Annotated in this window: 22 protein-coding genes; 7 read left to right on the top strand and 15 right to left on the bottom strand. The window is 60.3% G+C overall.

What is annotated here, in order from left to right:
• The first annotated feature begins 138 nt into the window (after window positions 1–138).
• From KW840_RS13090 to KW840_RS13080, 3 genes are read left to right on the top strand one after another with little or no spacing between them, the layout of a single operon-like run.
• Entirely contained in the window at window positions 139–1,242 is a 1,104-nt protein-coding gene (locus KW840_RS13090) for an efflux RND transporter periplasmic adaptor subunit (RefSeq protein WP_057712492.1), read from the top strand.
• Window positions 1,239–2,303 carry an efflux RND transporter periplasmic adaptor subunit gene (locus KW840_RS13085; RefSeq protein ID WP_057712491.1) on the top strand — a complete coding sequence of 355 codons (1,065 nt, stop codon included), beginning with the start codon at window positions 1,239–1,241 and terminating at the stop codon, window positions 2,301–2,303. Before KW840_RS13090 ends, KW840_RS13085 begins: the two co-directional genes overlap by 4 nt.
• A complete protein-coding gene (locus tag KW840_RS13080) occupies window positions 2,300–5,350 on the top strand; it encodes an efflux RND transporter permease subunit (protein WP_057712490.1) in 3,051 nt (1,016 codons plus the stop codon). Before KW840_RS13085 ends, KW840_RS13080 begins: the two co-directional genes overlap by 4 nt.
• 99 nt (window positions 5,351–5,449) lie before the next feature.
• On the opposite strand, the gene KW840_RS13075 is transcribed toward KW840_RS13080, so the two are convergent.
• The 13 genes from KW840_RS13075 to KW840_RS13015 form a co-directional block, all read right to left on the bottom strand.
• The gene (locus KW840_RS13075) at window positions 5,450–6,079 is read right to left on the bottom strand and encodes a bifunctional 2-polyprenyl-6-hydroxyphenol methylase/3-demethylubiquinol 3-O-methyltransferase UbiG (protein ID WP_218495387.1); all 630 of its coding nucleotides are present in this window, start codon (window positions 6,077–6,079) and stop codon (window positions 5,450–5,452) included.
• A 185-nt stretch (window positions 6,080–6,264) separates the two neighbouring features.
• Window positions 6,265–6,621, bottom strand: coding sequence for a DUF6124 family protein (locus KW840_RS13070; protein WP_218495385.1), 357 nt, complete (start codon window positions 6,619–6,621; stop codon window positions 6,265–6,267).
• Between the two features lie 468 nt (window positions 6,622–7,089).
• Entirely contained in the window at window positions 7,090–7,734 is a 645-nt protein-coding gene (locus tag KW840_RS13065) for a methionine ABC transporter permease (RefSeq protein WP_102701880.1), read from the bottom strand.
• Window positions 7,724–8,845, bottom strand: coding sequence for a methionine ABC transporter ATP-binding protein (locus KW840_RS13060; protein WP_218495383.1), 1,122 nt, complete (start codon window positions 8,843–8,845; stop codon window positions 7,724–7,726). Before KW840_RS13060 ends, KW840_RS13065 begins: the two co-directional genes overlap by 11 nt.
• 2 nt (window positions 8,846–8,847) lie before the next feature.
• A complete protein-coding gene (locus KW840_RS13055; protein WP_057712486.1) occupies window positions 8,848–9,657 on the bottom strand; it encodes a MetQ/NlpA family ABC transporter substrate-binding protein in 810 nt (269 codons plus the stop codon).
• A gap of 129 nt (window positions 9,658–9,786) precedes the next feature.
• Window positions 9,787–11,145 carry an LLM class flavin-dependent oxidoreductase gene (locus KW840_RS13050; protein WP_218495364.1) on the bottom strand — a complete coding sequence of 453 codons (1,359 nt, stop codon included), beginning with the start codon at window positions 11,143–11,145 and terminating at the stop codon, window positions 9,787–9,789.
• Window positions 11,145–12,338 (bottom strand): SfnB family sulfur acquisition oxidoreductase, encoded by a 1,194-nt coding sequence (locus KW840_RS13045; RefSeq protein WP_218495362.1) that lies wholly within the window; start codon window positions 12,336–12,338, stop codon window positions 11,145–11,147. Before KW840_RS13045 ends, KW840_RS13050 begins: the two co-directional genes overlap by 1 nt.
• Window positions 12,339–12,361: 23 nt before the next feature.
• On the bottom strand, window positions 12,362–13,594 hold the full coding sequence (locus KW840_RS13040) for an SfnB family sulfur acquisition oxidoreductase (protein ID WP_057712483.1): 1,233 nt from the start codon (window positions 13,592–13,594) through the stop codon (window positions 12,362–12,364).
• Between the two features lie 370 nt (window positions 13,595–13,964).
• Complete coding sequence (locus KW840_RS13035; protein ID WP_218495360.1) at window positions 13,965–14,729, bottom strand: hypothetical protein; 765 nt, start codon at window positions 14,727–14,729, stop codon at window positions 13,965–13,967.
• 481 nt (window positions 14,730–15,210) lie between these two features.
• Entirely contained in the window at window positions 15,211–15,966 is a 756-nt protein-coding gene (tcyN, locus tag KW840_RS13030; RefSeq protein ID WP_108216113.1) for an L-cystine ABC transporter ATP-binding protein TcyN, read from the bottom strand.
• Window positions 15,967–15,970: 4 nt separating this feature from the next.
• Window positions 15,971–16,636 (bottom strand): cystine ABC transporter permease, encoded by a 666-nt coding sequence (tcyL, locus tag KW840_RS13025; protein ID WP_007983131.1) that lies wholly within the window; start codon window positions 16,634–16,636, stop codon window positions 15,971–15,973.
• Window positions 16,636–17,436 (bottom strand): cystine ABC transporter substrate-binding protein, encoded by an 801-nt coding sequence (gene tcyJ / locus KW840_RS13020; RefSeq protein ID WP_090452489.1) that lies wholly within the window; start codon window positions 17,434–17,436, stop codon window positions 16,636–16,638. Before tcyJ ends, tcyL begins: the two co-directional genes overlap by 1 nt.
• Before the next feature lie 302 nt (window positions 17,437–17,738).
• Complete coding sequence (locus KW840_RS13015) at window positions 17,739–18,731, bottom strand: D-cysteine desulfhydrase (protein ID WP_218495358.1); 993 nt, start codon at window positions 18,729–18,731, stop codon at window positions 17,739–17,741.
• Window positions 18,732–18,921: 190 nt separating this feature from the next.
• Here KW840_RS13015 and epsC point away from each other — a divergent pair, with 190 nt between their 5' ends.
• Together epsC and betT are read left to right on the top strand one after the other, a co-directional pair.
• Window positions 18,922–19,848, top strand: a complete 927-nt coding sequence (gene epsC, locus KW840_RS13010) for a serine O-acetyltransferase EpsC (protein WP_090452493.1) — start codon at window positions 18,922–18,924, stop codon at window positions 19,846–19,848.
• A 375-nt stretch (window positions 19,849–20,223) separates the two neighbouring features.
• Window positions 20,224–22,179, top strand: a complete 1,956-nt coding sequence (gene betT / locus KW840_RS13005; protein ID WP_173677922.1) for a choline transporter BetT — start codon at window positions 20,224–20,226, stop codon at window positions 22,177–22,179.
• A 9-nt stretch (window positions 22,180–22,188) separates the two neighbouring features.
• On the opposite strand, the gene KW840_RS13000 is transcribed toward betT, so the two are convergent.
• Together KW840_RS13000 and KW840_RS12995 are read right to left on the bottom strand one after the other, a co-directional pair.
• A complete protein-coding gene (locus KW840_RS13000; protein ID WP_150812047.1) occupies window positions 22,189–22,449 on the bottom strand; it encodes a hypothetical protein in 261 nt (86 codons plus the stop codon).
• A 166-nt stretch (window positions 22,450–22,615) separates the two neighbouring features.
• Complete coding sequence (locus KW840_RS12995) at window positions 22,616–23,356, bottom strand: SDR family oxidoreductase (RefSeq protein ID WP_218495356.1); 741 nt, start codon at window positions 23,354–23,356, stop codon at window positions 22,616–22,618.
• Window positions 23,357–23,476: 120 nt separating this feature from the next.
• On the opposite strand from KW840_RS12995, the gene KW840_RS12990 reads away from it, so the two are divergent.
• Together KW840_RS12990 and mgrA are read left to right on the top strand one after the other, a co-directional pair.
• The gene (locus KW840_RS12990; protein ID WP_218495354.1) at window positions 23,477–24,367 is read left to right on the top strand and encodes a LysR family transcriptional regulator; all 891 of its coding nucleotides are present in this window, start codon (window positions 23,477–23,479) and stop codon (window positions 24,365–24,367) included.
• A gap of 133 nt (window positions 24,368–24,500) precedes the next feature.
• Window positions 24,501–25,538: an L-glyceraldehyde 3-phosphate reductase gene (gene mgrA / locus KW840_RS12985; RefSeq protein WP_218495352.1), complete on the top strand. Its 1,038-nt coding sequence runs from the start codon at window positions 24,501–24,503 to the stop codon at window positions 25,536–25,538.
• Window positions 25,539–25,673 lie beyond the last annotated feature (135 nt).

Genomic DNA, 25,673 nt, shown 5'->3' with positions numbered 1-25,673 from the left:
GGCATGCACAGGCGTCTATGGCAAGTGTTTCAGGGCTGAAAGAGTGTGAGCTTTTTCTTCATAAGACGCTCGTGCAAGGTTCCAATCCTGTTCTAAGCTCTCTGTCGAGTTGTACATGGAAAAGGCCAAGGAGTTTGCATGGTGGTTCCCGGATTTAAAGTAGTCATGGCCTTGAGTGTCGTCACCCTGCTGACGGCTTGCGACGAGAAAAAACCCGTGCAGGAATACCTGCCACGGGTGTTCGTGCAAGTCGTTAAGCCGGCCGATTACGCGGTCCCGGTTACCCTCACCGGTGATATCCAGGCCCGGGTACAGACGGAGCTGTCTTTCCGCGTGGGTGGCAAGATCATCCAGCGCTCGGTCGACGTCGGTGATCGAGTGACCGCCAAGCAAGTGCTGGCCCGGCTCGACCCCAAGGATTTGCAGACCAATGTCGATTCGGCCCAGGCGCAAGTCGTCGCCGAACAAGCGCGGGTGACGCAAAGTGCGGCGGCGTTCGTGCGTCAGCAAAAATTGCTGCCCAAGGGTTACACCAGCCAGAGCGAATACGACTCGGCCCAGGCAACCTTGCACAGCAGCCAGAGCGCCCTGAGCGCTGCCAAGGCGCAGTTGGCCAATGCCAAGGATCAGTTGAGCTATACGGCGCTGATCGCCGATGCACCGGGGATCATTACCGAGCGCCAGGCGGAAGTCGGCCAGGTGGTGCAGGCGACGATGCCCATCTTCAGCCTGGCCCGTGACGGCGACCGGGATGCGGTGTTCAACGTCTACGAATCGCTGCTGGCCGAGAAGCCGAGAGATCACACCATTGTCCTCAGCCTGGTCGATAACCCTGCGATCAAAACCACTGGCACCGTACGCGAAATCACCCCGGCGGTGTCGGCGCAATCCGGAACCGTGCAGGTCAAGGTCGGCCTCGACAAACTGCCCGACGGCATGCAGTTGGGTTCGGTGGTGAGTGCCACGGCCAGCGGATCGGGCAAGTCGGTCATCGAGTTGCCGTGGTCGGCGCTGACCAAAAACATCAGTGCCCCCGCTGTCTGGATTGTCGACGACAAGGGCAAGGCCCAATTGCATTCAGTCACGGTCGGCCGCTACCTGACCGGCAAGGTCATCATCAGCGGCGGGTTGAAGGACGGGGACAAAGTCATCATCGCCGGCGGACAACTCTTGCACCCGGACATGGAAGTCGAAATTGCCGAAAACACTTACAAGGATCTGACGTGGGGAGCCAAGCCATGAAGCCTTTATGGGCGTTGTCCATCGGGCTGGTGCTGAGCGCCTGTTCCAAAAACGAACCGCCGCCGGCGCCGGTACGGCCGGTGTTGTCGATCAAGGTCCAGACCTTGAGCGAAGAGGACCTGGGCCGCTTCGCCGGTAGCATCCAGGCGCGCTATGAAAGCAATACCGGCTTCCGCGTGGACGGGCGAATCGCCAGCCGTAACGTCGATGTCGGCGCCGAGGTGGAGAAGGGTACGCTGCTCGCCACCCTCGACCCTTCCGACCAGCAGAACCAATTGCGTTCGGCCCAGGGCGACCTGTCGAAAATTCAGGCGCAACTGATCAATGCCAAGGCCAGTGCCCTGCGCCAGCAAGCCCTGTTTGATCGTGGGGTCGGCGCGCAAGCGCAACTCGACGAGGCCAACACGGACCTCAAAACCACCCAGGCCTCCCTCGATCAGGCCCGGGCGGCCGTCAACCAGAGCAAGGACCAACTGGGCTACACCGAGCTGCGCGCCGACCATAAAGCCGTGGTCACCCAATGGAGCGCCGAGGCCGGGCAAGTGGTAACGGCCGGTCAGCAAGTGGTGACTCTGGCGCAACCGGACATCAAGGAAGCGGTGATCGACCTGCCCGATACCCTGGTCGATCAACTGCCCAGCGATGTGGTGTTTCTGGTCGCTGCGCAGCTGGATCCGAGCATCAACACCACCGCCATCATCCGTGAAATCGAACCTCAGGCTCAAAGCGCCACACGCACCCGTCGCGCCCGCCTGAGCCTGGCTGAAACACCAGATGGCTTTCGCCTCGGCACAGCCATCAGCGTCACCCTGAGCTCGGCGATCAAGCCGCGTATCGAGTTGCCTGTCACCGCGCTGCAGGAGGTCGATGGCAAGCCACGCATCTGGGTGATTGATGCACAGAGTAAAACCGTCTCCCCCCGTGACATCACCGTGATCAGCCGTACCGACAGCACCGTGGTGCTGGCTGGCGGCGTGAAGAACGGCGAGCGGGTGGTCAGTGCCGGTGTGAACAGCCTCAAGCCGGGGCAACAAGTGAAAATCGACGAGGACAGTCAATGAAAGGGCCTTTCAACCTCTCGGAATGGGCCCTCAAGCATCAGTCGTTCATCTGGTATCTGATGTTCGTCGCGTTGTTGATGGGTGTGTTCTCGTATTTCAACCTGGGGCGCGAAGAAGACCCTTCGTTCACCATCAAGACCATGGTGATCCAGAGCAAATGGCCGGGGGCGACCCAGGAGGAAACCCTCGAACAGATCACTGACCGGATCGAGAAGAAGCTCGAGGAGCTCGACTCCCTCGACTATGTGAAAAGCTACACGCGCCCCGGCGAATCGACGGTGTACGTGAACCTGCGCGACACCACCAGTGCCAAGGACATCCCGGAAATCTGGTACCAGGTGCGCAAGAAGATCAACGACATCAAATACCAGTTCCCGCAAGGCATACAGGGGCCGTCGTTCAACGACGAGTTCGGTGACGTCTTCGGGTCGATCTACGCCTTCACCGCCGACGGCCTGACCATGCGTCAGTTGCGCGACTACGTGGAACAGGCCCGCATGGAAATTCGCGGCGTGCCGGGGCTGGGCAAGATCGAAATGGTCGGCCAGCAGGACGAAGTGCTGTACCTGAACTTCTCCACGCGCAAACTCGCTGCGCTGGGCATCGATCAGCGTCAGGTGGTGCAGAGCCTGCAAACCCAGAACTCCGTGACCCCGGCGGGTGTCATCGAGGCCGGGCCGGAGCGGATTTCGGTGCGCACTTCGGGGCAGTTCGCTTCGGAGAAAGACCTGGCCGAGGTCAACCTCAAGCTCAATGACCGCTTCTATCGTCTGGCCGACATTGCCGAAATCAGCCGCGGCTACGTCGATCCGGCCTCGCCGGAATTCCGCTTCAACGGCAAACCGGCCATCGGCCTGGCGATTGCCATGCAGAAGGGTGGCAACGTCCAGGCGTTCGGCAAGGCCCTGCACACCCGTATTGACCAGTTGACCGCCGACCTGCCGGTCGGTGTCGGCATTGACAACGTCTCCGACCAGGCCGTGGTGGTGGAGGAGGCCGTTGGCGGCTTTACCAGCGCGTTGTTCGAGGCCGTGGTGATCGTACTGTTGGTCAGCTTCGTCAGCCTTGGCGTGCGTGCCGGGCTGGTGGTGGCTTGCTCGATCCCGTTGGTGCTGGCGATGGTGTTCGTGTTCATGGAATACAGCGGCATCACCATGCAGCGGATTTCCCTCGGTGCACTGATCATCGCCCTCGGCCTGCTGGTGGACGATGCGATGATCACCGTGGAAATGATGGTTACGCGTCTGGAGTTGGGTGAGACCAAGGAGCAGGCGGCGACCTTCGCCTACACCTCCACGGCGTTCCCGATGCTTACCGGCACGCTGGTGACGGTGGCGGGCTTCGTGCCGATCGGCTTGAACGCCAGCTCGGCCGGTGAATACACCTACACCCTGTTTGCGGTGATTGCCTGCGCGATGCTGGTGTCGTGGGTGGTGGCGGTATTGTTTGCGCCGGTGATCGGCGTGCACATTCTCAGTACCAACGTGAAACCCCATGAAGGCGAACCCGGGCGTATCGGCAAGGCGTTCAATGGCGGGCTGCTGTGGTGCATGCGCAATCGCTGGTGGGCTATTGGCATCACCGTACTGTGCTTTGTACTGGCGGTGTTCAGCATGCGCTACGTGCAGAACCAGTTCTTCCCGTCTTCGGATCGGCCGGAAATCCTGGTGGACCTGAACCTGCCGCAAAACGCCTCGATCGACGAAACCCGCCGGGCCGTCGATCGTCTTGAAGCCACGCTCAAGGACGATCCGGACATCGTGCGCTGGAGCACCTACGTCGGCCAGGGTGCCATTCGCTTCTATCTGCCACTGGACCAGCAACTGCAAAACCCGTTCTACGCGCAGCTGGTGATCGTCAGCAAAGGTCATACCCGTGAGGCCATGATGCAGAAGCTTCGCGAGCGCTTGCGCAACGACTTCGTTGGCATCGGCAGTTATGTCCAGGCACTGGAAATGGGCCCGCCGGTAGGGCGTCCGATCCAGTACCGGGTCAGCGGCAAGGACGTCGACCAGGTGCGCCGACATGCCATCGACCTGGCCACTGAGCTGGACAAGAACCCGCACATTGGCGAGATCATCTACGACTGGAACGAACCGGGCAAAGTGCTGCGGATCGACATCGCCCAGGACAAGGCGCGGCAGTTGGGGTTGTCTTCGGAGGATGTGGCCAACCTGATGAACGGCATCGTCAGCGGCCAGTCAGTGACTCAGGTCGATGACGACATTTACCTGATCAACGTGGTCGGTCGCGCGGTGGATTCCGAACGCGGTACGCCGGAAACCCTGCAGAACCTGCAAATCGTCACGCCAAGCGGCACGTCGATTCCGCTGCTGGCGTTCGCCACGGTGCGCTACGAACTGGAGCAGCCGCTGGTGTGGCGTCGCGATCGCCTGCCGACCATCACCATCAAGGCGGCGATACGCGACGAGATCCAGCCGACGGACCTGGTGAAAATCCTCAAGCCGTCCATCGACGATTTCGCTGCCAAATTGCCGGCGGGCTACAAAGTCGCCACCGGTGGTACGGTGGAGGAAAGCGGCAAGGCCCAGGGACCGATTGCCAAAGTTGTGCCGCTGATGCTGTTCTTGATGGCGACCTTCCTGATGATCCAGCTGCACAGCGTGCAGAAGCTGTTCCTGGTGGCCAGCGTCGCGCCGCTGGGGCTGATCGGCGTGGTGATCGCGCTGGTGCCGACAGGCACGCCCATGGGCTTCGTGGCGATCCTCGGGATTCTGGCGCTGATCGGTATCATCATTCGCAACTCGGTGATCCTGGTGACCCAGATCGAGGAATACGAGCTGAAGGGTTATGCACCGTGGGATGCAGTGGTACAGGCCACCGAACATCGGCGCCGGCCGATCCTGCTGACCGCAGCGGCGGCGAGCATGGGGATGATCCCGATTGCCCGGGAAGTGTTCTGGGGGCCGATGGCCTACGCGATGATCGGCGGGATCGTTATCGCCACCTTGCTGACGCTGCTGTTTTTGCCGGCGCTGTATGTGGCCTGGTACAAGATTCGCGAGCCGAAGAAAGACGCTGTTTAAAAAGCGAGCGCTTCGCGCTCATCGCGAGCAAGCTCGCTCCCACAGGTTGACCGCAATCCACTGTGGGAGCGAGCTTGCTCGCGATGGCGTCCGAATGGGCTACACAGCTTTACGCCAGACACTCGCCAACCAGGGCTGCTGCTCCCGCGGCAGCCCTGTCGGCCGGTAGTAATGCTCCAGCTCCACAAACCCCGCCTCGATCAACAAATGCTGCCAGGCCGCCAGGTCGTGATACGACCCATAACGCGGCCCGTTCCAGCCTTCCTGATTCTCGCCACGGGGATTGGAACTGAACAACACCCCACCCGGTTTCAGCGCTCCCCACAACTGCTTCAACACCCGTGGTAATTCCTGACGCGGAACATGAAACAGCACCGCGTTGGCAAAGATCCCGTCGAAACGCTCGGCCGGCAGATCAAGCTTCAAAAAGTCCTGCTGCCAGACCTCGCAACCACTGTCCTCACGGGCCATCTGCGCGAGTTTTTCCGAACCGTCGAGGCCGACAGCCCTGTGGCCCATACGGGTGAAGGTTTGCAAATCCCGACCCGGCCCGCAGCCGAAATCGAGAATGTCGAAAGGCGCATCGCCCTGAATGTGCCGCAGCAGGGCATCGATGTTCTGGCTGACGTCGTGATCGCGGGTGCCTTCACGGAAGTCTTCGGCGACCGCGTTGTAATGGCCGAGGGTCGTGGAGGTGATCTGTTCGAGGTCGTCAGGTGTTTGCTTCATGGTCGGCTGCGCGGGCAAGTGGGATGGGTCGAATATACGCCATCATGCCGGGGGCTGCTTCGCAGCCCATCGCGAGCAAGCTCGCTCCCACAATGATTCGCGCCGTGCACAAATTTGGTCTGCACTGAGGATCAACTGTGGGAGCGAGCTTGCTCGCGATGGCGTTGGTACTGACAACAGATGGCTCAGCCCTTTTTCATCCCCAGACATTCAATGGAGTGATCCACCATCGCCTTGGCAATCTCCAGCAAATGCCAGATCGAGTACACCATCGCACGGTCGGCGCCCTTGAGTTGATCGCCACACTGATACGCCGTGACCGAAGCACAGCGCAGCAGATCGGCCACATACAACTGAGTGTCTTCAAAACTCACGTCGTTGCTGACGTTGTAGAAGCGCATTTCATCGGGCGGTGCGGGTTGCTTGCCGGTGAGGTAGAAATCGATGGCCCGATAAAGCACGGAGCGATCTCTGAGCGGGTCTTCGGTGATGGTTTCGTTGTCGGGATTTTCGGGAGGTGGATCGGGTACGGATTTTTCCATGAGTGTTGCTCCTATTGCTGCATGGGAGCCATCACTTATCGCCTACTAAACGATTGGGTGGCGGCTGTACGCAGGTTAGTAGGCCGGTCAATAGGAAAACCGGTGCACCCGAAGGTGCCCCACGCACAGCCACCATATTCTGCATGCGGCAAAATTTGCCGGACATGAGCATGGAATCGCTATGCGCCTATTGTTCCGGGCTACTAAACCCGATCACTGATGAGCAGTGACGGACGGAGACTAGCCACCGGATTTGGCAGGCGCAAGCGAGCGAAATGATCTAGGAAACTTCCTGCAAAGGAAAGGGAACGGGCCTTCGGAAACGCTGATTTCTTTGTACGAAATATCGCCAGAATCGCCACTCATGTAGGAGCGAGCTTGCTCGCGAAAAACCTGAGGGCGCCACGGGGAATCTGGTTTCCCGCGTTATCGTTGACCTCCATCGCGAGCAGGCTCGCTCCTACAGGGCTACCGCTTGTTGAGACCCCGCGCCAACCGATCCCCACCGAGCTGAATCACCGCCACCAACGCCACCAGCAACACAATCACCGTCAACATGATCTGGCTATCAAACCGCTGATACCCATACCGATAGGCAATGTCGCCCAGTCCACCGGCGCCAATCGCCCCGGCCATGGCCGAGGAGTTGATCATCGTCACCAGGGTGATGGTGAACCCGCCAACAATCCCCGGCAGCGCTTCCGGCAACAACACATGCCAAACGATGTGCCAGCGCCGGCAGCCCATGGCTTGCGCCGCTTCGATCAAACCGTGGTCGACCTCGCGCAAGCTGACTTCGGCAATGCGCGCAAAGAAAGGCGTAGCGGCGATGGTCAACGGCACCACGGCGGCCCACACGCCGTAAGTGGTGCCGACGATGAGCCGGGTGAACGGAATCAAAGCGACCATCAGGATCAGGAAAGGCACCGAGCGGAACAAGTTCACGAACGCCCCCAACACTCGGTTCAGCGCCGGTGCTTCGTAGATGCCGCCCTTGGAGCTGGTGACCAGGATCACTGCCAGCGGAATGCCCGCCAACAGCGCGATCAACGACGACACGCCGACCATCAGGAAGGTGTCGATAAAACCCTGCAGCAGGCGATCAAACCACATAACCCAGTACCTCCACCTGTTGCGCCCAATGAGAGGCGCGCTGACACAACTCCTCGGCATCGAGGGACGAGCCGGTCACCGCCAGCAGCAGTTGCCCAAGCGCATGGCCCTGAATCCGTTCCACGCCGCCTTGCAACAATCGCACGCGGCCTCCGAGGGCGCTGAACAGTGCCGCCAGATCCGGTTCGTCGCGTTGGCTGCCGGTGAACTGCAAGCGCAGGACCACAGCGGCGTCGCAGGCACCCGATTGCGCCAACAGACGGCTTTGCAGTTCTTGCGGCAATGCGTGTTGCAACGGCGCCAGCAATGTCTTGCTGACCTCATGCTGTGGATTGCCGAACACTTCCCACACCGGGCCTTGCTCGACGATTCTCCCGTGCTCCAGCACCACCACCCGATCACAGATCTCACGGATCACCGCCATCTCGTGGGTGATCAGCACAATGGTCAGGCCCAGGCGTTGATTGATCTCGCGCAGCAGGCCGAGAATCGACTGCGTAGTCTCCGGGTCCAGTGCCGAGGTGGCTTCGTCACACAGCAGGATTTCCGGGTCATGCACCAGCGCCCGGGCAATGCCCACGCGCTGTTTCTGCCCGCCGGACAACTGCGCCGGGTAAGCCTTGTGTTTGGCCTGCAAACCCACCAGTTCCAGCAGTTCACGGACTTTGCGCTCGCGTTGTTCCTTGGGCACGCCAGCGACTTTCAACGGCAGTTCGACGTTCTGCCAAACGGTCTTGGCCGACATCAGGTTGAAGTGCTGGAAGATCATGCCGATGCGCCGTCGCAGCGCCACCAGTCGGTCTTCGTCGAACTCGCCGATGTCCACTTGATCGATCAGCACCCGACCGCTGCTTGGCTGTTCCAGGCGATTGATGGTGCGGATCAGCGACGACTTGCCGGCGCCGCTGCGGCCGATGATGCCGAACACTTCGCCGCGCTGGATCGCCAGGTCGATGCCGTGCAACGCGGCCACCGGTCCTTGCTGGCCGTTGTAGGTTTTACCCAGGCCGATGAAGCGTACGTGGGCATGGTTGAGTTCGGGATGCAGCTCAGTGCGCTCTGCGCTTTGCGGCTCTGGAATCTCCAGTCGCCGTTGGATGGCGGCGGTCATGCTCAGCTTTCCCAGCCGGCTTGATAGAGCTTGCCGTGGGCTTTATCCAGTGCGGCGCGCACAGCCGGTGAGTGCTGGTAGATGTCGACGAACTTGATCAGGCGCGGGTCGGTTTTGCTCTTGGGCTGGATCACGAACTGAATCACGTATTCCTTGTGATCGAGGCCATCGAACAGCAGCGCGGAGCCCGCGTCGAAGGTTTTCGACAAGCGAATGTAGGCCGGGTAGCCCTGTACCAGATCGGCATCGTCATAGGCACGTACCAGTTGCACGGCTTCGACCTGGAGGATCTTGATGTGCTTCGGGTTGGCGATGATGTCTTCTTCGGTGGCCTTGTAGCCGACGCCGGGCTTGAGGGTGATCAGCCCTGCCTTGGCCAGCAGCTGCAAGCCACGGCCGCTGTTGATCGGATCGTTGGCGATGGCCACGCTGGCGCCTTGGGGCAGTTCGTCGAAGCTTTTGTATTTCTTCGAGTAGAGACCGACGTTGTTGATGATCCCCGGCGCGAACGGCACCAGATCGAAACCTGATGCTGCCTTGGCGTTTTCCAGGAACGGGATGTGCTGGAAGTAGTTCACGTCGATGTCGCCAGCGGCGAGGCTGACGTTCGGTGCGATCCAGTCGGTGAACTCCACCAGTTCGACCTTCAGGCCTTGTTTGCCGGCTTCTTCGACCGCTGCTTCCAGGGGGATGGCGAAGGCGGCGGTAGTGCCGATTTTCAGCGGGGCGTCGGCGGCGAAGGTCACCGAGCTGAACAGGCCGAGGGCCAGGGCCAGTGCTTTGACTGGGTGGGAGAGGTAGTTCTTTTTCATGATGAGTTATCCAGTCAGTGCATTAAATTTGTGGTGTCTGTTCGGGCCTCATCGCGAGCAAGCTCGCTCCCACAGTGGATCTCGGGTGTTCACACAATCCCTGTGGGAGCGAGCTTGCTCGCGATGCTTTTAGCGTCGGTAAGTCGAGCCGGTATGTTGCTCAGGCAGATGCGCCTCCCGCTGAAACAGCTTTTCGCGCAAGGTCCCGTCGTCGTACGCGGTCTTGTAAGAGCCCCGCCGTTGCAACTCGGGGATCACCAGCTCGATGAAGTCCTCATAGCTTTCCGGCGTGACGATGCGGGTCAGGTTGAAGCCATCCAGCCCGGTCTCGGCGATCCACGATTCCAGTTCATCCGCCACTTGCTGCGGTGAACCGACCACGGTGATGTAGCGACCGCCGAGGGCGTGTTGTTCGAGTAATTTGCGTCGGGTCCAGTCGTTGTTTTGCAGATGCTTGGTGGCGGACTGGATGGCGTTGCTCTTCACGTACTGGATCGGCTCGTCGATTTCGTACTGAGAAAAATCGATCCCGGTGGACGCCGAGAAGTGCGCCACGCCGGCCTCTGCACTGGCGTAGCTCAGGTACTCGGCGTGCTTGGTCCAGGCCAGCTCCTCGGTGGCGCCAACGATCACGTTCAGGCCCATGAACACCTTGATGTCCTCGGGATTGCGCCCGGCTTCGACGGCGCTGGCGCGCACCTTGTCCACCTGCGCCTTGGTCGATGCCTTGGTCTGGCCACTGATGAACACGCACTCGGCATGTCGCCCGGCGAACAGCAAACCGCGATCCGAACTGCCGGCCTGGAACAGCACCGGCGTGCGCTGGGGCGAGGGTTCGCACAGGTGATAACCCTCGACCTGATAGAACTCGCCCTTGTGCTCGACCTTGTGCACTTTGTCCGGCTGCGCGTAGATCCGTTGCTGTGGATCGTTGAGCACCGCGCCATTTTCCCAACTGCCTTCCAGGAGTTTGTAGAGCACCTCCAGGTACTCATCGGCCTGGTCATAGCGGCGGTCATGCTCGACCTGTTCGCTCAGGCCCATGGCCTTGGCGGCGCTGTCGAGATAGCCGGTGACGATGTTCCAGCCGACCCGCCCACGGCTCAGGTGATCCAGGGTCGACAGACGGCGGGCGAACAGATACGGCGCTTCGTAGGTGAGGTTGGCGGTCAGGCCGAAACCGAGGTTTTTCGTCACCGCCGCCATGGCCGAGACCAGCAGCAGCGGATCGTTGACCGGCAACTGGATCGACTCTTTCAACGGCACGTCCACCGAGCTCTGGTAAACGTCGTAGACCCCGACGATGTCGGCGATGAACAGGCCGTCGAACAGCCCACGCTCCAGCAACTGCGCCAGTTCGGTCCAGTACTCGAGGGTGTTGTAGCGGGTTGATGTGTCGCGCGGGTGCGTCCACAAACCGTGGTTGATGTGCCCGATGCAGTTCATGTTGAACGCGTTGAGCAGGATCTTCTTTTTCGCGGCGGTCATCAAATGGTCCCCCGCAGTGGCGGGTTTTCATCGTTGAGGTAGTAATTGCCGACAGCGTGGTACTTCCAGCGCACCGGATCGTGCAGGGTGTGCACCCGGGCGTTGCGCCAGTGGCGATCCAGGCTGTGCTCAATCAGGGTCGCCTGGCTGCCGGCCAGTTCGAACAGTGTGCTGCCGGCGGCCAGGGAGATTTCGGTGCTGAGGGCGCGGGCTTCGGCGACGGCAATCGAGGCGGCCGCGACGGTCTCGGCCTGCGTGTCGGCCTGGGCCTTGTCGAGCAATTCACCGGCACGTTCCAGCAGCGCCTCGGCGGCGTGCAGGCGAATGCTCAGGTGGCCGAAGCTCTTGAGGGTCAGCGGATCGTCCGTGGCTTTTTCGTGGGTGGCGTCGATCCAGGGCCGGGTTTTCGTGCGCACGAAATGCAGCGCATCTTCATACGCGGCGCGGGCGATGCCGGTGTCGATGGCAGCATGGAGAATCTGCGCCAGCGGGCCGACCGGAGTCGGGCGCTCGAAAGCGCTTTGAAAGGGGATCACATCTTCGGCTGCGACGTAGACATCTTCGAACACCACCGAACCGCTGCCGGTGGTGCGTTGGCCAAAGCCGCTCCAGTCGTCGATCACGCTCAGGCCCTTGCTGTTGCGTGGGACGAACGCCAGTTGCTGCACGCCGTTTTGATCCACCACCGAGGTGGGAATGCGCTGGGCGTAGATCGCGCCCGTGGCGTAGAACTTGCGACCATTGATGCGATAGCCGCTGGCGTCGCGAGTCAGGCTCGTGACGCGATCGTGTGCGGTTTTAGTGCCGAGTTCGGCCAACGCATTGCCGAAGCGTTGACCGGCCAAAACTTCGGCGTACAGGCGTTGCTTCTGCTCGTGGCTGCCGTTCACCCGCAATACTTCGAGGGCATAGAAATGGTTTTGCGGGATCTGCCCCAGGGAGCCGTCGGCCCGGGCGATCAAGGCGATGACCTTGGCCAGGGTGACGTTGGAAACGCCGGCGCCGCCATACTCTTTTGGCACGCTGATGCCCCACAGGCCCGATCGGGAAAACACTTCCAGTTCCGGGTGTGGCAAGCGGCGCTCGCGGTCGCGTGTGGCGCTGTCGCGTTTGAAGTCTTCGGCGAGGTCGCTGGCGACGATCAGAGCTTGTTCATCGCTGGCGATGATCGCGACGTGGTGAGAACTTGTCATATGTTTCTCCAGATGTCTGGTCGTCAGATCCAGGAATGGCGATTAGGCAGCGTGCCGTTGAGGCGATAGGCGCCGACCGCGTGATACTTCCAGCGCACCGGGTCGTGCAGGGTGTGCACCCGGGCGTTGCGCCAGTGGCGGTCGAGGTTGAATTCGGCGAGGGTCGCGCGGCTGCCGGCCAGTTCGAGCAGCTTTTCGCTGGCCAGCAACGAAATCTCGGTGGTCAGCACTTTGGCTTCGGCCACGGCAATCGAGGCGCGGGCGGCGGACTCGGCGGTGAGTGGTGCGGCGCTGACGTCATCGAGCACTTGCCCGGCCTTGCGCAGCAGCGCTTCGGCGGCGTGCAGTTCGATTTTCAACCTGCCGATATCGGCGATCACGTACAGGTCATCGCTGGCCCGCTCGACCTTGGCGTCGATCCACGGCCGGGCGCGGGTTTTCACGAAGTCGATGGCGTCGTCGATGGCGCCTCGGGCGATGCCGGCGTCGATGGCCGCTTGAATCAGCTGCGAGACGGCACCCTGGATGTTCGGCGTGTCGTTGATCCGCCAGTTATCCACCACCAGTTCGGGATCGGCCTGCACGTTGTTGAGCAAAATCGTGCCGCTGGCGGTGGTGCGCTGACCAAAACCGGACCAGTCATCGACAATGCGCAATCCCGGTGTGCCACGACGGATGAACGCCAGCACCTGCTTGCCATCGTCGTTCAGCGCTTTGACCGCGACCCAATGAGCGAACAGTGCGCCGGTGGAATAGAACTTCTGGCCATTGAGGACGCCGTCAGCGGTGATGCGCGCCTTCAGTTCCAGGGTGTTTTTGGTGCCGCGTTCCGGCCCGGCATTGCCGATGCGCCAGCCTTCCAGGACGCTTTTGAACAGTTGTTGTTTCTGCGCTTCGGTGGCGCTGCCGAGCACCAGGTTAAGAATGCCGAACTGGTTTTGCGGGATCTGCCCAAGCGCCGGGTCGGCGGCGGAAATGATCGCGAAGACCTCGGCCAGGGTGACGAACGAAACCTGCGGGCCACCGTACTCGCGGGGGATGGAAATACTGCCCAGGCCGCTGCGGGTGAACTGCTCGATTTCCGACCATGGGAGCTTGCGCTGCTGGTCTCGTTTGGCTGCTTGCTGGCGGGCGACTTGCGCCAGTTCGTGGGCCGCCTTGATGGCTTGAGCGTCGTTGCGCAAGATTTGTGCGGGCAACAACAGCGGGGCGATGTCCAGGTCACTCTGGACGATTGCATCTGCCAGACTGGACATCAGTGCCGCTCCTTGGCTGCACGCAATGCCCTGGCGATCTGCACTGGGGTGATTGTGTTCCGGACCATACCTACCTCACATCTTATGGAAGCGCCGCTTGTGGCGGCGCATGAAAACAAGGATGTCCGGTGGTCCGGTGTATATACCCTAAACGCGTATAAATATTTTATGAACTAACTTTTAGGAATATGTATAGAAGGGTGTTCCCATGGGCGAACGCAATCCCTGTGGCGAGGGGGCTTGCCCCCGTTCGACTGCGCAGCAGTCGCAAAACCTTTCTCCACGATTTATTTGAATGGACTCAATTGCAGGGTTTTGGGGGCGCTTCGCACCCCAACGGGGGCAAGCCCCCTCGCCACAGAAGCGGTATTCATTGCTTGCGGGGTTCGGCGGCCTTGAGCACTTTTTTCGGGGGGACTTTCAGATAAGGATTGGCGCAACCGATTTTCAGCGTACGGGCTGGCGCCCAGCGGGAGTTGTTTCCCACCCGGTCGAGAATGCAGTACGTCACTTCCAGCCGCAGGTCTTCACCGGCTTCGAGGATGATGGCCGGCGGTATCCAGACCTGAATCGGCTGACCCACATCGACGGCCTTGAGCCGTGGCAGATCCATGCGCACATCGCCCCAGCGCAGGGTGATTTCGTCGTCGACGGCCATGTTCAGATACGGCTCGATGGTCAAGGGAACACCGCGCTTGACCTGGCTCGGATTGACCCCTTGACGGCGAATCGCTTCGGGAATGCTCACCGGTGCCAGGCACTGGTTTTCATCGCCGCACAGTGCGGAGGGTTGGCCGCCTGGGCAGTCGAGTTTGATCTGCACGTTTCGGCTGGCCGAAATCACCGGGTCTCGACCCACCTGCATGACCCGGTAGTGAATGCGCGAGGTCCCGTTGGCGACAAAACTTTCAGGCACCCGCAGCTGCACCGGTTGGCCGACAGCGCTGGCCGTCAGCACGCGGGAGGCCACGTAGCAGTTGTCCCAGAACAGTTCGATCAGGTCACCTTCGTCCATGGCGGGGTAGGGCGCCACATCGATCAGCAGGTGCGCCGCGCAAGTGACGTTGATGCCGGTCTTGTTGGATTGCGCCAAGGTCGGGGCCACAAGCGCGGATTTGTTCGAGGTGCTTTTCATGAAGTCTCCTTGAAGTCTTGCAGCGAAGTCCGTTTCTGGGAATTCAAAAACTAAATATCGAACAGCAAAACCATTCATTATTTTTAATTGAAATAATGAGTTTGGCGTGAAGAGTGATGTTGGTCGGAGACTAGATAAGAGTCAGGGGGAGCAAGTGTCAATAAGATTTATTAGTTGTGGGTGATGCGTGATGTTATTCAGAAAGTTCCTACGGCGCAAAGTAAGTAAACCATGCCGCTGCGTCGAATTTGTCCGCTGAAAGTGGCTGAAGTCGGGCGGCTCGGCGGGCGTTGTTGGCCAGGTGCTGCGAAAGGAACATGGTGGAGATAGGGGGATTAATTGTTGCGATGCATATATATGTACCGCGCGCGCGTACAAAATATGTATATGGAATAGATGGGTTTAGTTTGGTATTGATGAGGTGTTTTTTTCGGGGGTGTCACTTCCGTCCATGGAAGATGACCATTGTTGAGCAGGGTTGTTAGTTGTGGGCGTTATTCAGGAACTTGCTGAGAAACTGTTTTGTCCGCTCCTCTTTCGGGTTGGCAAACAATGCCTTCGCTTCGCCTTGCTCGACGATCACACCCTTGTCGAAAAACACCACACGGTTGGCCACGTCCCGGGCAAAGCCCATTTCGTGGGTAACGATCACCATGGTGCGCTTCTCTTCGGCCAGGCCGCGGATGGTCGCCAATACCTCGCCCACCAGCTCCGGGTCGAGGGCTGAGGTCGGCTCATCGAACAGGATCACTTCCGGCTCCATCGCCAGCGCCCGGGCAATCGCCACGCGCTGTTGCTGGCCACCGGAGAGGCGACGCGGGTAAGCGTCCTCCTTGCCCGCCAGGCCGACCTTGGCCAAGAGCTTCTTACCCAGGGCAACGGCGTCGGCATGTGGGGTCTTCTTGACCACGATCGGGCCTTCGATGACGTTTTCCAGGGCGGTGCGATGGGGGAACAGGTTGAAGTTCTGGAACACGAAACCTACGTGCTGGCGCAAACGCCGCACCAGGCTCTGCTGCTGGTTCAGGGGACGGCTGGTATCGACCTCGATATCGCCGACCTTGATCCGGCCGCTGGTGGGTTCTTCCAGAAAATTCAGGCAGCGCAGGAAGGTGGTCTTGCCCGAACCGCTAGGGCCGATGATCGCGACCACCTCGCCTTCCTTGACCTCAAGATCGATGCCGTTGAGCACGACTTGACCCTTGAACTGCTTTGTCAGTTTTTCCACGACAATCATCGGGTCAGGACTCCTGGTCGTGCCGATTGACCCGCGCTTCCAACTGGTTCTGCAGGTGCGACAGCACCGTGGCCAGGACCCAGTAGATCAGTGCGGCGGCAAGATACATGGTGAAGATTTCGAAGGTGCGGGCGGTGATCAGCTGCGCCTGACGGAACAGTTCCGGCACCTGGATGGTAGCGGCCAGCGCGGTGTCTTTTACCAGCGAAATGAAGCTGTTGCCCAGCGGCGGCAATGCGGTGCGCATCGCCTGCGGCAGGATGGCCCGGCGCAGAGTCTGCGCGCGGGTCATGCCGATACTGGCAGCCGCTTCCCACTGGCCGCGCTCGATGGAGCTGATCGCGGCACGCAGGATTTCACAGGCGTAGGCGGCCATGTTCAGCGAGAAGCCGATCAGGGCCGCTGGCAGCGGATCCAGTTCCAGACCCAATTGCGGCAAGCCGTAATAGATCACGAACAGTTGCACCAGCAACGGCGTGCCGCGAAAGAACGACACGTAGATGCGGGCGATCCAGCTCACCAGTTTGAAGCGCGACAGGCGCATCAGCGCCAGACCGAACCCCATCACCAGGCCGAAGAACATCCCGCCCAGGCTGAGGATGACCGTGTAATACGCGCCCTTGAGCAGAAAGGGCGCGGAGTCCAGTGCGAGTTGAAAAGCTTCTTCCATTATTGAGTGACGTCAGCGCTGAAGTATTTTTCCGAAAGCTTTTTCAGCGTACCGTCGGCGCGCAGCTTGTCGATGGCTTTGTTCACAGCTGCCAGCAGCTCAGGCTCGCCTTTGCGCAGGGCAATACCGGCTTCCTGACGGGAGAACGCATCACCGGCAGCGGTGGTGTCCTTGGCTTTCTTGGCGTATTCGAGCGCGGCCAGGCGGTCGATCAGAATGGCGTCGATGCGGCCGACACGCAGGTCCTGGAACTTGGTCGGATCATCTTCGTAGGTGCGGACGTCAGCCTTGGGCACATTTTCTTTCACCCACTGCTCGTAGTTGGTGCCCAGGCCTACGCCGACTTTCTTGCCAGACAGGTCAGCGGCGGACTTGATGTTCAGCTCGGCGGCCTTCTTCGTCAGCACCAGCGCCTGAATACCGGAAACGGTGTACGGCTCGGAGAAGTCATACTTCTTCTTGCGCTCTTCGGAGATGGTCACCTGGTTGATCACTGCGTCCAGACGCTTGGATTCCAGGGCCGCGAGGATGCCGTCCCATTTGGTCGGTTGCAGCTTGACCTTCACGCCCAGCTCTTTGGCCAGGGCTTCGGAGAACTCGACTTCGAAGCCGGCCAGTTTGCCGTCGGCGTCGACGAAACTGAACGGTGGGTAGGTGCCTTCCAGGCCGACGTTGATTACGCCTTTGTCCTTGATTTGTTGCAGTTGCTCACCGGCAACCGCCTGGCCAATCAGGCCGGCGCTCAGTGCCAGGCCCAGCGAACCCACCAGCAGATTGCGACGTAGTGCGGAAAAATTCATGACAAGCCCCTGTGTTTTCTTATGGAAGACGCTTTTGCGAAAATTTGGCGAAATCGGGAATTAAGCGACAGCGCTATCCTGCCTTAAAGCAGCGAATGCGTCTCTCGGGAAATTCGCCTGTAGCATGACTATATGATGGCGTTTTTAGATTGGAAAATAATAATTAATCTTCTGGTTATTCCATTTTGGAATAGCTTGTGTTTTTACTGTGGGAGCGAGCTTGCTCGCGATGGTCGTCAACGATAACGCTTGCAACCTGACACCCCGCGGTGCCCTGTCGTCCATCGCGAGCAAGCTCGCTGCTACAGGAAATCCTTGTAGGCAAACAGCGCCGGTGCCCCGCCGGTGTGCAGGAAGATAATCGGCCCCTCGTTGAAACGCTGACGGCCGATACCGTCCAGCAAGCCCGCCATGGCCTTGCCAGTGTAGACCGGGTCCAGCAGCAAGCCTTCCTGACTCGCCAGCAGCTTCACCGCTGCCAGTGTGCCGGCATTCGGCTCGCCATAACGCGGGGCGAAATACTCATCCCACAACTCGACCTTGAAAGCCTCCGGCAGGCTGACGCCCAGCAACTCGGCGGTGCGTTCGGCCAGACCTTGAACCTTTGGTCGCTGATCTGCATCGCTGCGCGAAACCGTCACGCCAATCACTGGCAGATCCGGCAGCGCTTCACTCAAGGCCAGTGCCAAGCCGCTGTGGGTACCGGCGCTGCCCGAGGCCAGGATCACAGCGGCGAACTTCAGGCCGGTGTCCTTGATCTGCTCGGCCAGTTCCAGCCCCGCGCGCACGTAACCCAGGGCGCCCAAGGCATTGGAACCACCGATCGGCACCAGGTACGGCTTCTTGCCGTTGCTGCACAGTCGGTTGGCCAGGGCTTGCAGTTGCTCGTCGGCGTTGTCGAGGTTTTCCACCAATTCGACCTTGGCATCGAACAGGTCGAGCAGCAGGCGGTTGCCGTTGCCGGTGTAATTGCTGTCGTCAGTGCCCAGAGGATTTTCCAGAAGGGCTACGCAGCCCAGCCCCAACTTTGCGGCAATGGCGGCGGTCTGGCGCACGTGGTTCGATTGCAGCGCGCCCGCCGTGATCAAGGTGTCGGCACCCTGGGCCAAGGCATCGGCGGCCAGGTATTCGAGTTTGCGCAGCTTGTTGCCGCCCATCGCCAGCGGCGTCAGGTCATCGCGCTTGACGTACAGGTCGCGGCCCAGCCAGGTCGACAGGCGTTCGAGTTTTTCCAGGGCGGTGGGCTGACCGAGCAGGTCGAGGCGGTTAAAGCGGGCGAGCTGTTGTTTGATCATGAGTCCGTACTGGCGGTTGAAGATCTCAGGACTATAGGCACGCCCAAAAGCCGGGGCAACCGTCAATCGCTTATAGCCAATCGAACTGAGCACAGCACTATTGGTTCTTAATTTGCCTTGCGACCCTTGCCGTAAAGTAATCGCCGTCAGTGCGGCCAGACAGTCCGGCCGCCCGTGAGGAGTTTTTACCGTGAGTGAGCGTTCCAGCCATTGGCAATTGCAGACCATCGTCAGCCAGCTGCGCACGGCACGTGAACAGTGGCGTGCACAAAACGGCCGGGCCAGCGGCGAGCAGGGCGGTCGCGAATTGCCGTCCCGCGCAGCCATGGCGGAGATTCTCGAAGCGCTGTGCGGTGCGTTGTTCCCGATGCGCCTGGGGCCGGTTGACCTGCGCGAAGAGAGCGAAGATTTCTACGTCGGCCACACCCTCGATGTGGCGCTGAATGCGCTGTTGGCCCAAGCGCGGCTCGAATTGCGCTACGCCGCGCGCCACAGTGCCCAGGCCGAGACTGAAGTCGAAGCCAAAACCATCCAGATCATTCAGGACTTCGCCCTCGCTTTGCCAGGGTTGCGCAGCCTGTTGGACACTGACGTATTGGCTGCCTATCACGGTGACCCGGCGGCGCGCAGTGTCGATGAAGTGCTGTTGTGCTACCCGGGGATTCTGGCGGTGATTCACCATCGTCTGGCCCACCATTTGTATCGCGCCGGGTTGCCACTGCTGGCGCGGATCAGCGCGGAAATCGCTCACTCGGCCACCGGCATCGACATTCACCCTGGAGCGCAGATCGGCCGCAGTTTCTTCATCGACCACGGGACGGGTGTGGTGATTGGCGAAACCGCGATCATCGGCGAGCGCGTGCGGATCTATCAGGCGGTGACTTTGGGCGCCAAGCGCTTCCCGGCGGACGAAGACGGTCAGTTGCAGAAAGGCCAGCCACGACACCCGATAGTCGAGGATGACGTGGTGATTTATGCCGGGGCGACGATTCTCGGGCGGATCACCATCGGCCAGGGTTCGACCATCGGCGGCAACGTCTGGCTGACCCGCAGCGTGCCGGCGGGCAGCAACCTGACCCAGGCGAATCTGCAGCATGATGATGGGGCGCAGAAGTAGGCCTCTAAATCTCCACTGATTTCTCAGGCCTCATCGCGAGCAAGCTCGCTCCCACAGGGGGACGCGGTCAACTGTGGGAGCGAGCTTGCTCGCGATTGGATTTCAAGCCGAATCGAGCCAGTGGCCCTGATTTGATCCTGCGCCGAACCCTCCCTTGAGCTAGCGTAATACCAGTACCGCCGAGCCCTGCGATTAGTCCTTAGCCCCCTATTCATGTTTAACTTGAACGTTCATTCAAGTTAAACCGGCGGTTCGCTGCCCGCTCACAACAGGAGGCTTGCCTTTGCTGAGTCCGATTTCTACAGCCACGTTTTACCCCTTCGAGGTGCACCGAACATGAGTGCATCGTCCATCCCTCCAAGCGGTCTGATCCGCATGAATCCGCCGGTGTTCTGGTTCTCGGCAAGCTTCATTCTGTTGTTTGGTGTCGTTGTCATCGCCATGCCCGAGCAGGCCGGTGCCTGGTTGCTGGCGGCGCAAAACTGGGCGGCCAATACGGTCGGCTGGTATTACCTGCTGGCGATGACCCTGTATCTGGTCTTCGTGGTGGTCACCGCCTTGTCCGGCTACGGCAAGATCAAGCTCGGTGCCGACCACGACGAACCCGAATTCAGTTATTTGTCCTGGGCCGGCATGCTGTTCGCCGCCGGGATCAGCATCACCCTGTTTTTCTTCTGTGTGTCCGAGCCGCTGACCCATATGCTGCAACCGCCCCAGGGCGAGGCCGGTACGGCAGATGCTGCGCGCCAGGCGATGCAGATTCTGTTTCTGCACTGGGGCCTGCATGGCTGGGGCGTGTTCGCCTTTGTCGGCATGGCGCTGGCCTACTTTGCCTACCGGCATAACCTGCCACTGGCCCTGCGCTCGGCGCTGTATCCGCTGATCGGCAAGCGCATCAATGGCCCCATCGGCTACGCGGTGGATGGCTTCGGCATCATCGCCACGGTGTTCGGCCTCGGTGCCGATATGGGCTTCGGTGTGTTGCACCTCAACTCGGGCCTGGACTACCTGTTCGGCATCGCCCACACCCAATGGGTTCAGGTCGGCCTGATCACCTTGATGATGGGCGCTGCGATCATCGTTGCCGTATCCGGCGTCGACAAGGGTGTGCGGGTCATGTCCGACATCAACATGTTGCTGGCCTGTGCGCTGCTGCTGTTCGTGTTGTTCGCCGGCCCCACGCAGCACCTGCTCAACACCCTGATCCAGAACCTTGGCGATTACCTCGGCGCCTTGCCGATGAAGAGTTTCGACCTCTACGCCTACGACAAACCCAGCGACTGGCTGGGCGGCTGGACAGTGTTCTACTGGGCCTGGTGGATAGCATGGTCACCGTTCGTGGGCCTGTTCATCGCTCGGATTTCCCGTGGTCGCACCATCCGCGAGTTCGTCTTCGGCGTGCTGTTGATTCCGCTCGGCTTCACCCTGGCGTGGATGTCGATCTTCGGCAACAGCGCCATCGATCAAGTGCTCAACCACGGCATGAGCGCGCTCGGCATGTCGGCCATCGACAATCCGTCGATGACGCTCTACCTGTTGCTGGAAACCTACCCGTGGAGCAAAACCGTCATTGCGGTCACGGTGTTCATCAGCTTCGTGTTCTTCGTCACCTCCGCCGACTCCGGCACCGTGGTGCTGTCGACGCTGTCCGCCAAGGGCGGCAATCCTGATGAAGACGGGCCGAAATGGCTGCGGGTTTTCTGGGGCGCGATGACCGCATTGGTGACCAGCGCGCTGCTGTTTTCCGGCAGTATCGATGCGTTGAAGTCGGCGGTGGTCCTGACCTCGTTGCCGTTCTCGCTGATCTTGCTGTTGATGATGTGGGGGCTGCACAAGGCGTTTTATCTGGAATCGCAGAAGCAGATTGCGCAGATGCATTCCTTGGCACCGGTGTCCGGTTCACGGCGGGGCGGTTGGCGCCAGCGCCTGAGTCAGGCGGTGCATTTCCCGTCGCGGGATGAGGTCTACCGTTTCCTCGATACGACGGTGCGTCCGGCGATTGAAGAAGTGTCTGCCGTGTTCACCGAAAAGGGTTTGCACGTAGCGACACACCCGGACCCGGCCAATGACAGCGTCAGCCTGGAAATCGGCCATGGCGACCAGCATCCGTTCGTTTATCAGGTGCAGATGCGCGGCTATTTCACGCCATCGTTTGCCCGTGGCGGCATGGGTTCCAAGCAACTCAACAATCGCCGTTACTACCGGGCCGAAGTGCATTTGAGCGAGGGCAGTCAGGACTACGATCTGGTGGGCTACACCAAGGAACAGATCATCAACGACATCCTCGACCAGTACGAACGGCACATGCAGTTCCTGCATCTGGTGCGTTGATCAAGGCCTTCACGTTTCGGTGGTCAACACCATGAACAACACCAGCGCCGCCACCGGGACACCGAACACGGCGCTACCGACCACCAGTTCGCTGCTCAATGGCTGGCCGGCATGCACTATGCCGACTGCGCCATTGATTAGCGTTAGCGCCAGCCACAGCAGGATAAAACCGTAGGCCAGGGTCTGGCGGGTGAAGCCGACTTTCTCGCCGATGTAGAGCATCAGCGCCAGGAGAATCAGGCCGAAGGTGATGATGATGGTGGTGTGCATGAACTGTCCCGCCCTTCAGATGTGCATTGCTTTGGAGGCAGCCATCGCGAGCAAGCTCGCTCCCACATTGATCTTGGTTGCTCACAAAATTTGTGCTCAAAGGAGATCCCCTGTGGGAGCGAGCTTGCTCGCGATTGGGGGCGCTGCGGTCTCAGTGTGAACTCAGTTAAACCAACCCGCCATTCACCCGCAAAATCTGCCCATTGACCCAACCCGAATCCGGCCCCGCCAGAAACGACACGACACGGGAAATGTCCTCCGGCTGCCCCAGACGCTCCAGCGGCGCCATTTTGGCGAAGGTCTGGATCTGTTCTTCGCTCTTGCCATGCAGGAACAAGTCGGTGGCCACGGGCCCAGGGGCCACGGCGTTGACGGTGATGTTGCGGCCGCGCATCTCTTTGGCGAACACCTGAGTCAGAGATTCCACTGCCGCTTTGCTGGCGATGTACACCGCGTAGCCCGGCAGGTTCATGCCGACGGTGCTGCTGGAGAAGTTGATGATCCGGCCACCGCTGTTCAGGCGGGTCGCCGCTTCACGCAGGGTATTGAAGGTACCGCGAGCGTGGATGTTGAAGTTCTGCTCGAACAGTTCGTCGCTGTGTTGCGCCAGCGGCAGCACTTTGAGGATGCCGGCGTTGTTCACCAACACATCGACCTTGCCGAACTGGGTTTCAACCTCGTCGAACATCCGGCGTACGTCGTCGGCGTTGGCTACATCGGCCTTGATCGCAAGGGCCTGGCAACCGGCCTGACGCAGCTCCACCACCAGTTTCGACGCTTCGGTGGCGCTGCTGGCGTAGTTGATGGCAACGGCGAAACCTTCGCTGGCCAGTTGTTTGGCGATGACCGCGCCAATGCCGCGGGAGGCGCCGGTCACGATGGCAACTTTCGGAGTTTGATGAGCCATGTTGGTGTTCCTGTTGATGGGGTGTGAAGCCAATTTCACATGTTTACTCAGGGCGATAAATGCACGAGAGTTGCCTTGACTGTTCAATAATCGCCAACAATCGAGTGCCTGGAGTGAGCTGTGGACCAAGTCAAAGCGATGAAGGTTTTTGTGCGGATCTACGAGCGCAGCAGCTTCACGCAGGCTGCCGATGACCTGAACCTGCCACGCGCGACGCTGACCCACACCTTGAATCAGTTCGAGGCCTGGCTGGGTACGCGTTTGTTGGAGCGCAGCACGCGTAAAGTGCGTCCGACGCTGGATGGCGAGGCGTACTACCTGCGTTGCGTGCAACTGCTGGCAGAGCTGGAAGAAGCGGAATTGGCGTTTCGCGGTGTGGCACCGAAGGGGCGGTTGCGGGTGGACTTGCACGGGACATTGGCCAAGCACTTCGTGATCCCTGCTTTGCCACAATTCATGGCGCGTTATCCCGACATCGAGCTGTCCATTAGCGAGGCTGACCGCTTTGTCGACTTGATCGCCGAAGGCGTCGACTGCGTGCTGCGCGCCGGCACTTTGAGCGACTCCGCGCTGATCGGAAAACGTGTCGCCAACCTACGCCAGATCACCTGCGCCAGCCCTGCCTATCTGCGTAAAAACGGCGAGCCAAAAAGCCTCGACGACCTGAAGTACCACCGCGCGGTGAACTACGTCTCACGCACCACCGCCAAGTTGTTCCCGTTCGAATTCATGGTGGACGGCGAACTCAGGGAAGTGACCATCGATGGCGCCGTTTCGGTGTTCGGCGCCGAAATCTACGCAGCCTCGGCCATCGCCGGACTGGGCTTGATCCAGTGCCCGCATTACCGGATGGAAACGCAGATCGCCCAGGGGCTGGTGAAGGAAATCCTCACCGAGACACCGCCGCCGCCAATGCCGGTGTCAGTGCTTTATCCACACAATCGACACATGTCGCCACGGGTTCGGGTATTTGTGGATTGGTTGGGAGAGGTGTTTGCGCAGGCCCGGTAGCTGGTAAATGGGGAGCATGTGAAACGTTTCAGCCATTAGTCGAATCCGGGGTTTTCTGGCGTCTGTCCGGGCGTATGCTGGGCGACTGGCAAAGCAGTCGATACCAGATTCAAGACAGACAAGAGAGGATTCGATGACTTACACCGCTGCCGAAAACCGCTACGACTCCATCCCTTACCGCCGCGTGGGCCGCAGCGGCCTGGTGTTGCCGGCGCTGTCGTTGGGCCTGTGGCACAACTTCGGCGACAGCACGCCGATCGATACCCAGCGCGCGTTGTTGCGCACGGCATTCGATCTGGGCATCAACCATTTCGACCTGGCCAACAACTACGGCCCGCCGTATGGCAGCGCCGAGATCAACTTCGGCCGTTTACTGCGCGAAGACTTCAAGCAGTACCGCGACGAGCTGATCATTTCCAGCAAGGCCGGTTGGGACATGTGGCCCGGCCCTTACGGTCAGGGCGGCGGTTCGCGCAAGTACGTGCTGGCCAGCCTCGACCAGAGCCTGCAACGCCTGGGCGTGGACTACGTCGACATCTTTTATTCCCACCGCTTCGATCCGGACACCCCGCTGGAAGAAACCGCCAGCGCACTGGCCACTGCGGTGCAGCAGGGCAAGGCGCTGTACATCGGCATTTCGTCTTATTCCGGGGTGAAAACCCGCGAAATGGCGACGTTGCTCAAAGAGTGGAAAGTGCCGCTGCTGATTCACCAGCCGGCCTACAACCTGCTCAATCGCTGGGTGGAAAAAGACCTGCTCGATACCACCGACGAACTCGGCACTGGCGTGATTGCCTTCACGCCGCTGGCGCAGGGATTGCTGACCGACAAATACCTCAACGGCGTGCCGACGGATGCACGGGTCAATCGTCCGGGGGGTGGTTCGTTGCAGGCGTCGCACTTGTCCGAGGCCAACATCGCCCAGGTGCGGGCACTCAACGAAATCGCCAGGCGTCGTGGCCAGAGCCTGGCGCAACTGGCGCTGGCCTGGACCCTGCGCGATCCTCGGATCACTTCGGCCTTGATTGGCGCGAGTCGGCCGGAGCAGATCATCGAGAACGTCGGGGCGTTGAAGAACCTGAGCTTTAGTGCAGAGGAACTGGCGGAGATTGACCGGTTTGCCCAGGAGGGCGGGATCAATCTTTGGGAGAAGCCTTCGACGGCGGAGTAACTTGTCGGCGTCAGTTCCGTCCCCATCGCGAGCAAGCTCGCTCCCACAGTGTCCGTGTCGTACACAAAGCCTGTGAACACCGCCGAACCTGTGGGAGCGAGCTTGCTCGCGATGGGGCCATCAAGGTCAGTACAA

It is taken from the genome of Pseudomonas sp. PDM30, assembly GCF_019218985.1.
GTDB classification, from domain to species: Bacteria; Pseudomonadota; Gammaproteobacteria; order Pseudomonadales; family Pseudomonadaceae; genus Aquipseudomonas; species Aquipseudomonas jessenii.
Note: the sequence above shows the minus strand (reverse complement) of the source record. Positions and strands in the feature narration are given on the sequence as shown.

Bases quoted from the DNA above. Each gene is read 5' to 3' on its own strand.
- KW840_RS13090 (WP_057712492.1), top strand. From the start codon at position 139: ATGGTGGTTCCCGGATTTAAAGTAGTCATGGCCTTGAGTGTCGTCACC.
- KW840_RS13085 (WP_057712491.1), top strand. From the start codon at position 1,239: ATGAAGCCTTTATGGGCGTTGTCCATCGGGCTGGTGCTGAGCGCCTGT.
- KW840_RS13080 (WP_057712490.1), top strand. From the start codon at position 2,300: ATGAAAGGGCCTTTCAACCTCTCGGAATGGGCCCTCAAGCATCAGTCG.
- KW840_RS13075 (WP_218495387.1), bottom strand. From the start codon at position 6,079: ATGAAGCAAACACCTGACGACCTCGAACAGATCACCTCCACGACCCTC.
- KW840_RS13070 (WP_218495385.1), bottom strand. From the start codon at position 6,621: ATGGAAAAATCCGTACCCGATCCACCTCCCGAAAATCCCGACAACGAA.
- KW840_RS13065 (WP_102701880.1), bottom strand. From the start codon at position 7,734: ATGTGGTTTGATCGCCTGCTGCAGGGTTTTATCGACACCTTCCTGATG.
- KW840_RS13060 (WP_218495383.1), bottom strand. From the start codon at position 8,845: ATGACCGCCGCCATCCAACGGCGACTGGAGATTCCAGAGCCGCAAAGC.
- KW840_RS13055 (WP_057712486.1), bottom strand. From the start codon at position 9,657: ATGAAAAAGAACTACCTCTCCCACCCAGTCAAAGCACTGGCCCTGGCC.
- KW840_RS13050 (WP_218495364.1), bottom strand. From the start codon at position 11,145: ATGACCGCCGCGAAAAAGAAGATCCTGCTCAACGCGTTCAACATGAAC.
- KW840_RS13045 (WP_218495362.1), bottom strand. From the start codon at position 12,338: ATGACAAGTTCTCACCACGTCGCGATCATCGCCAGCGATGAACAAGCT.
- KW840_RS13040 (WP_057712483.1), bottom strand. From the start codon at position 13,594: ATGTCCAGTCTGGCAGATGCAATCGTCCAGAGTGACCTGGACATCGCC.
- KW840_RS13035 (WP_218495360.1), bottom strand. From the start codon at position 14,729: ATGAAAAGCACCTCGAACAAATCCGCGCTTGTGGCCCCGACCTTGGCG.
- tcyN (WP_108216113.1), bottom strand. From the start codon at position 15,966: ATGATTGTCGTGGAAAAACTGACAAAGCAGTTCAAGGGTCAAGTCGTG.
- tcyL (WP_007983131.1), bottom strand. From the start codon at position 16,636: ATGGAAGAAGCTTTTCAACTCGCACTGGACTCCGCGCCCTTTCTGCTC.
- tcyJ (WP_090452489.1), bottom strand. From the start codon at position 17,436: ATGAATTTTTCCGCACTACGTCGCAATCTGCTGGTGGGTTCGCTGGGC.
- KW840_RS13015 (WP_218495358.1), bottom strand. From the start codon at position 18,731: ATGATCAAACAACAGCTCGCCCGCTTTAACCGCCTCGACCTGCTCGGT.
- betT (WP_173677922.1), top strand. From the start codon at position 20,224: ATGAATCCGCCGGTGTTCTGGTTCTCGGCAAGCTTCATTCTGTTGTTT.
- KW840_RS13000 (WP_150812047.1), bottom strand. From the start codon at position 22,449: ATGCACACCACCATCATCATCACCTTCGGCCTGATTCTCCTGGCGCTG.
- KW840_RS12995 (WP_218495356.1), bottom strand. From the start codon at position 23,356: ATGGCTCATCAAACTCCGAAAGTTGCCATCGTGACCGGCGCCTCCCGC.
- mgrA (WP_218495352.1), top strand. From the start codon at position 24,501: ATGACTTACACCGCTGCCGAAAACCGCTACGACTCCATCCCTTACCGC.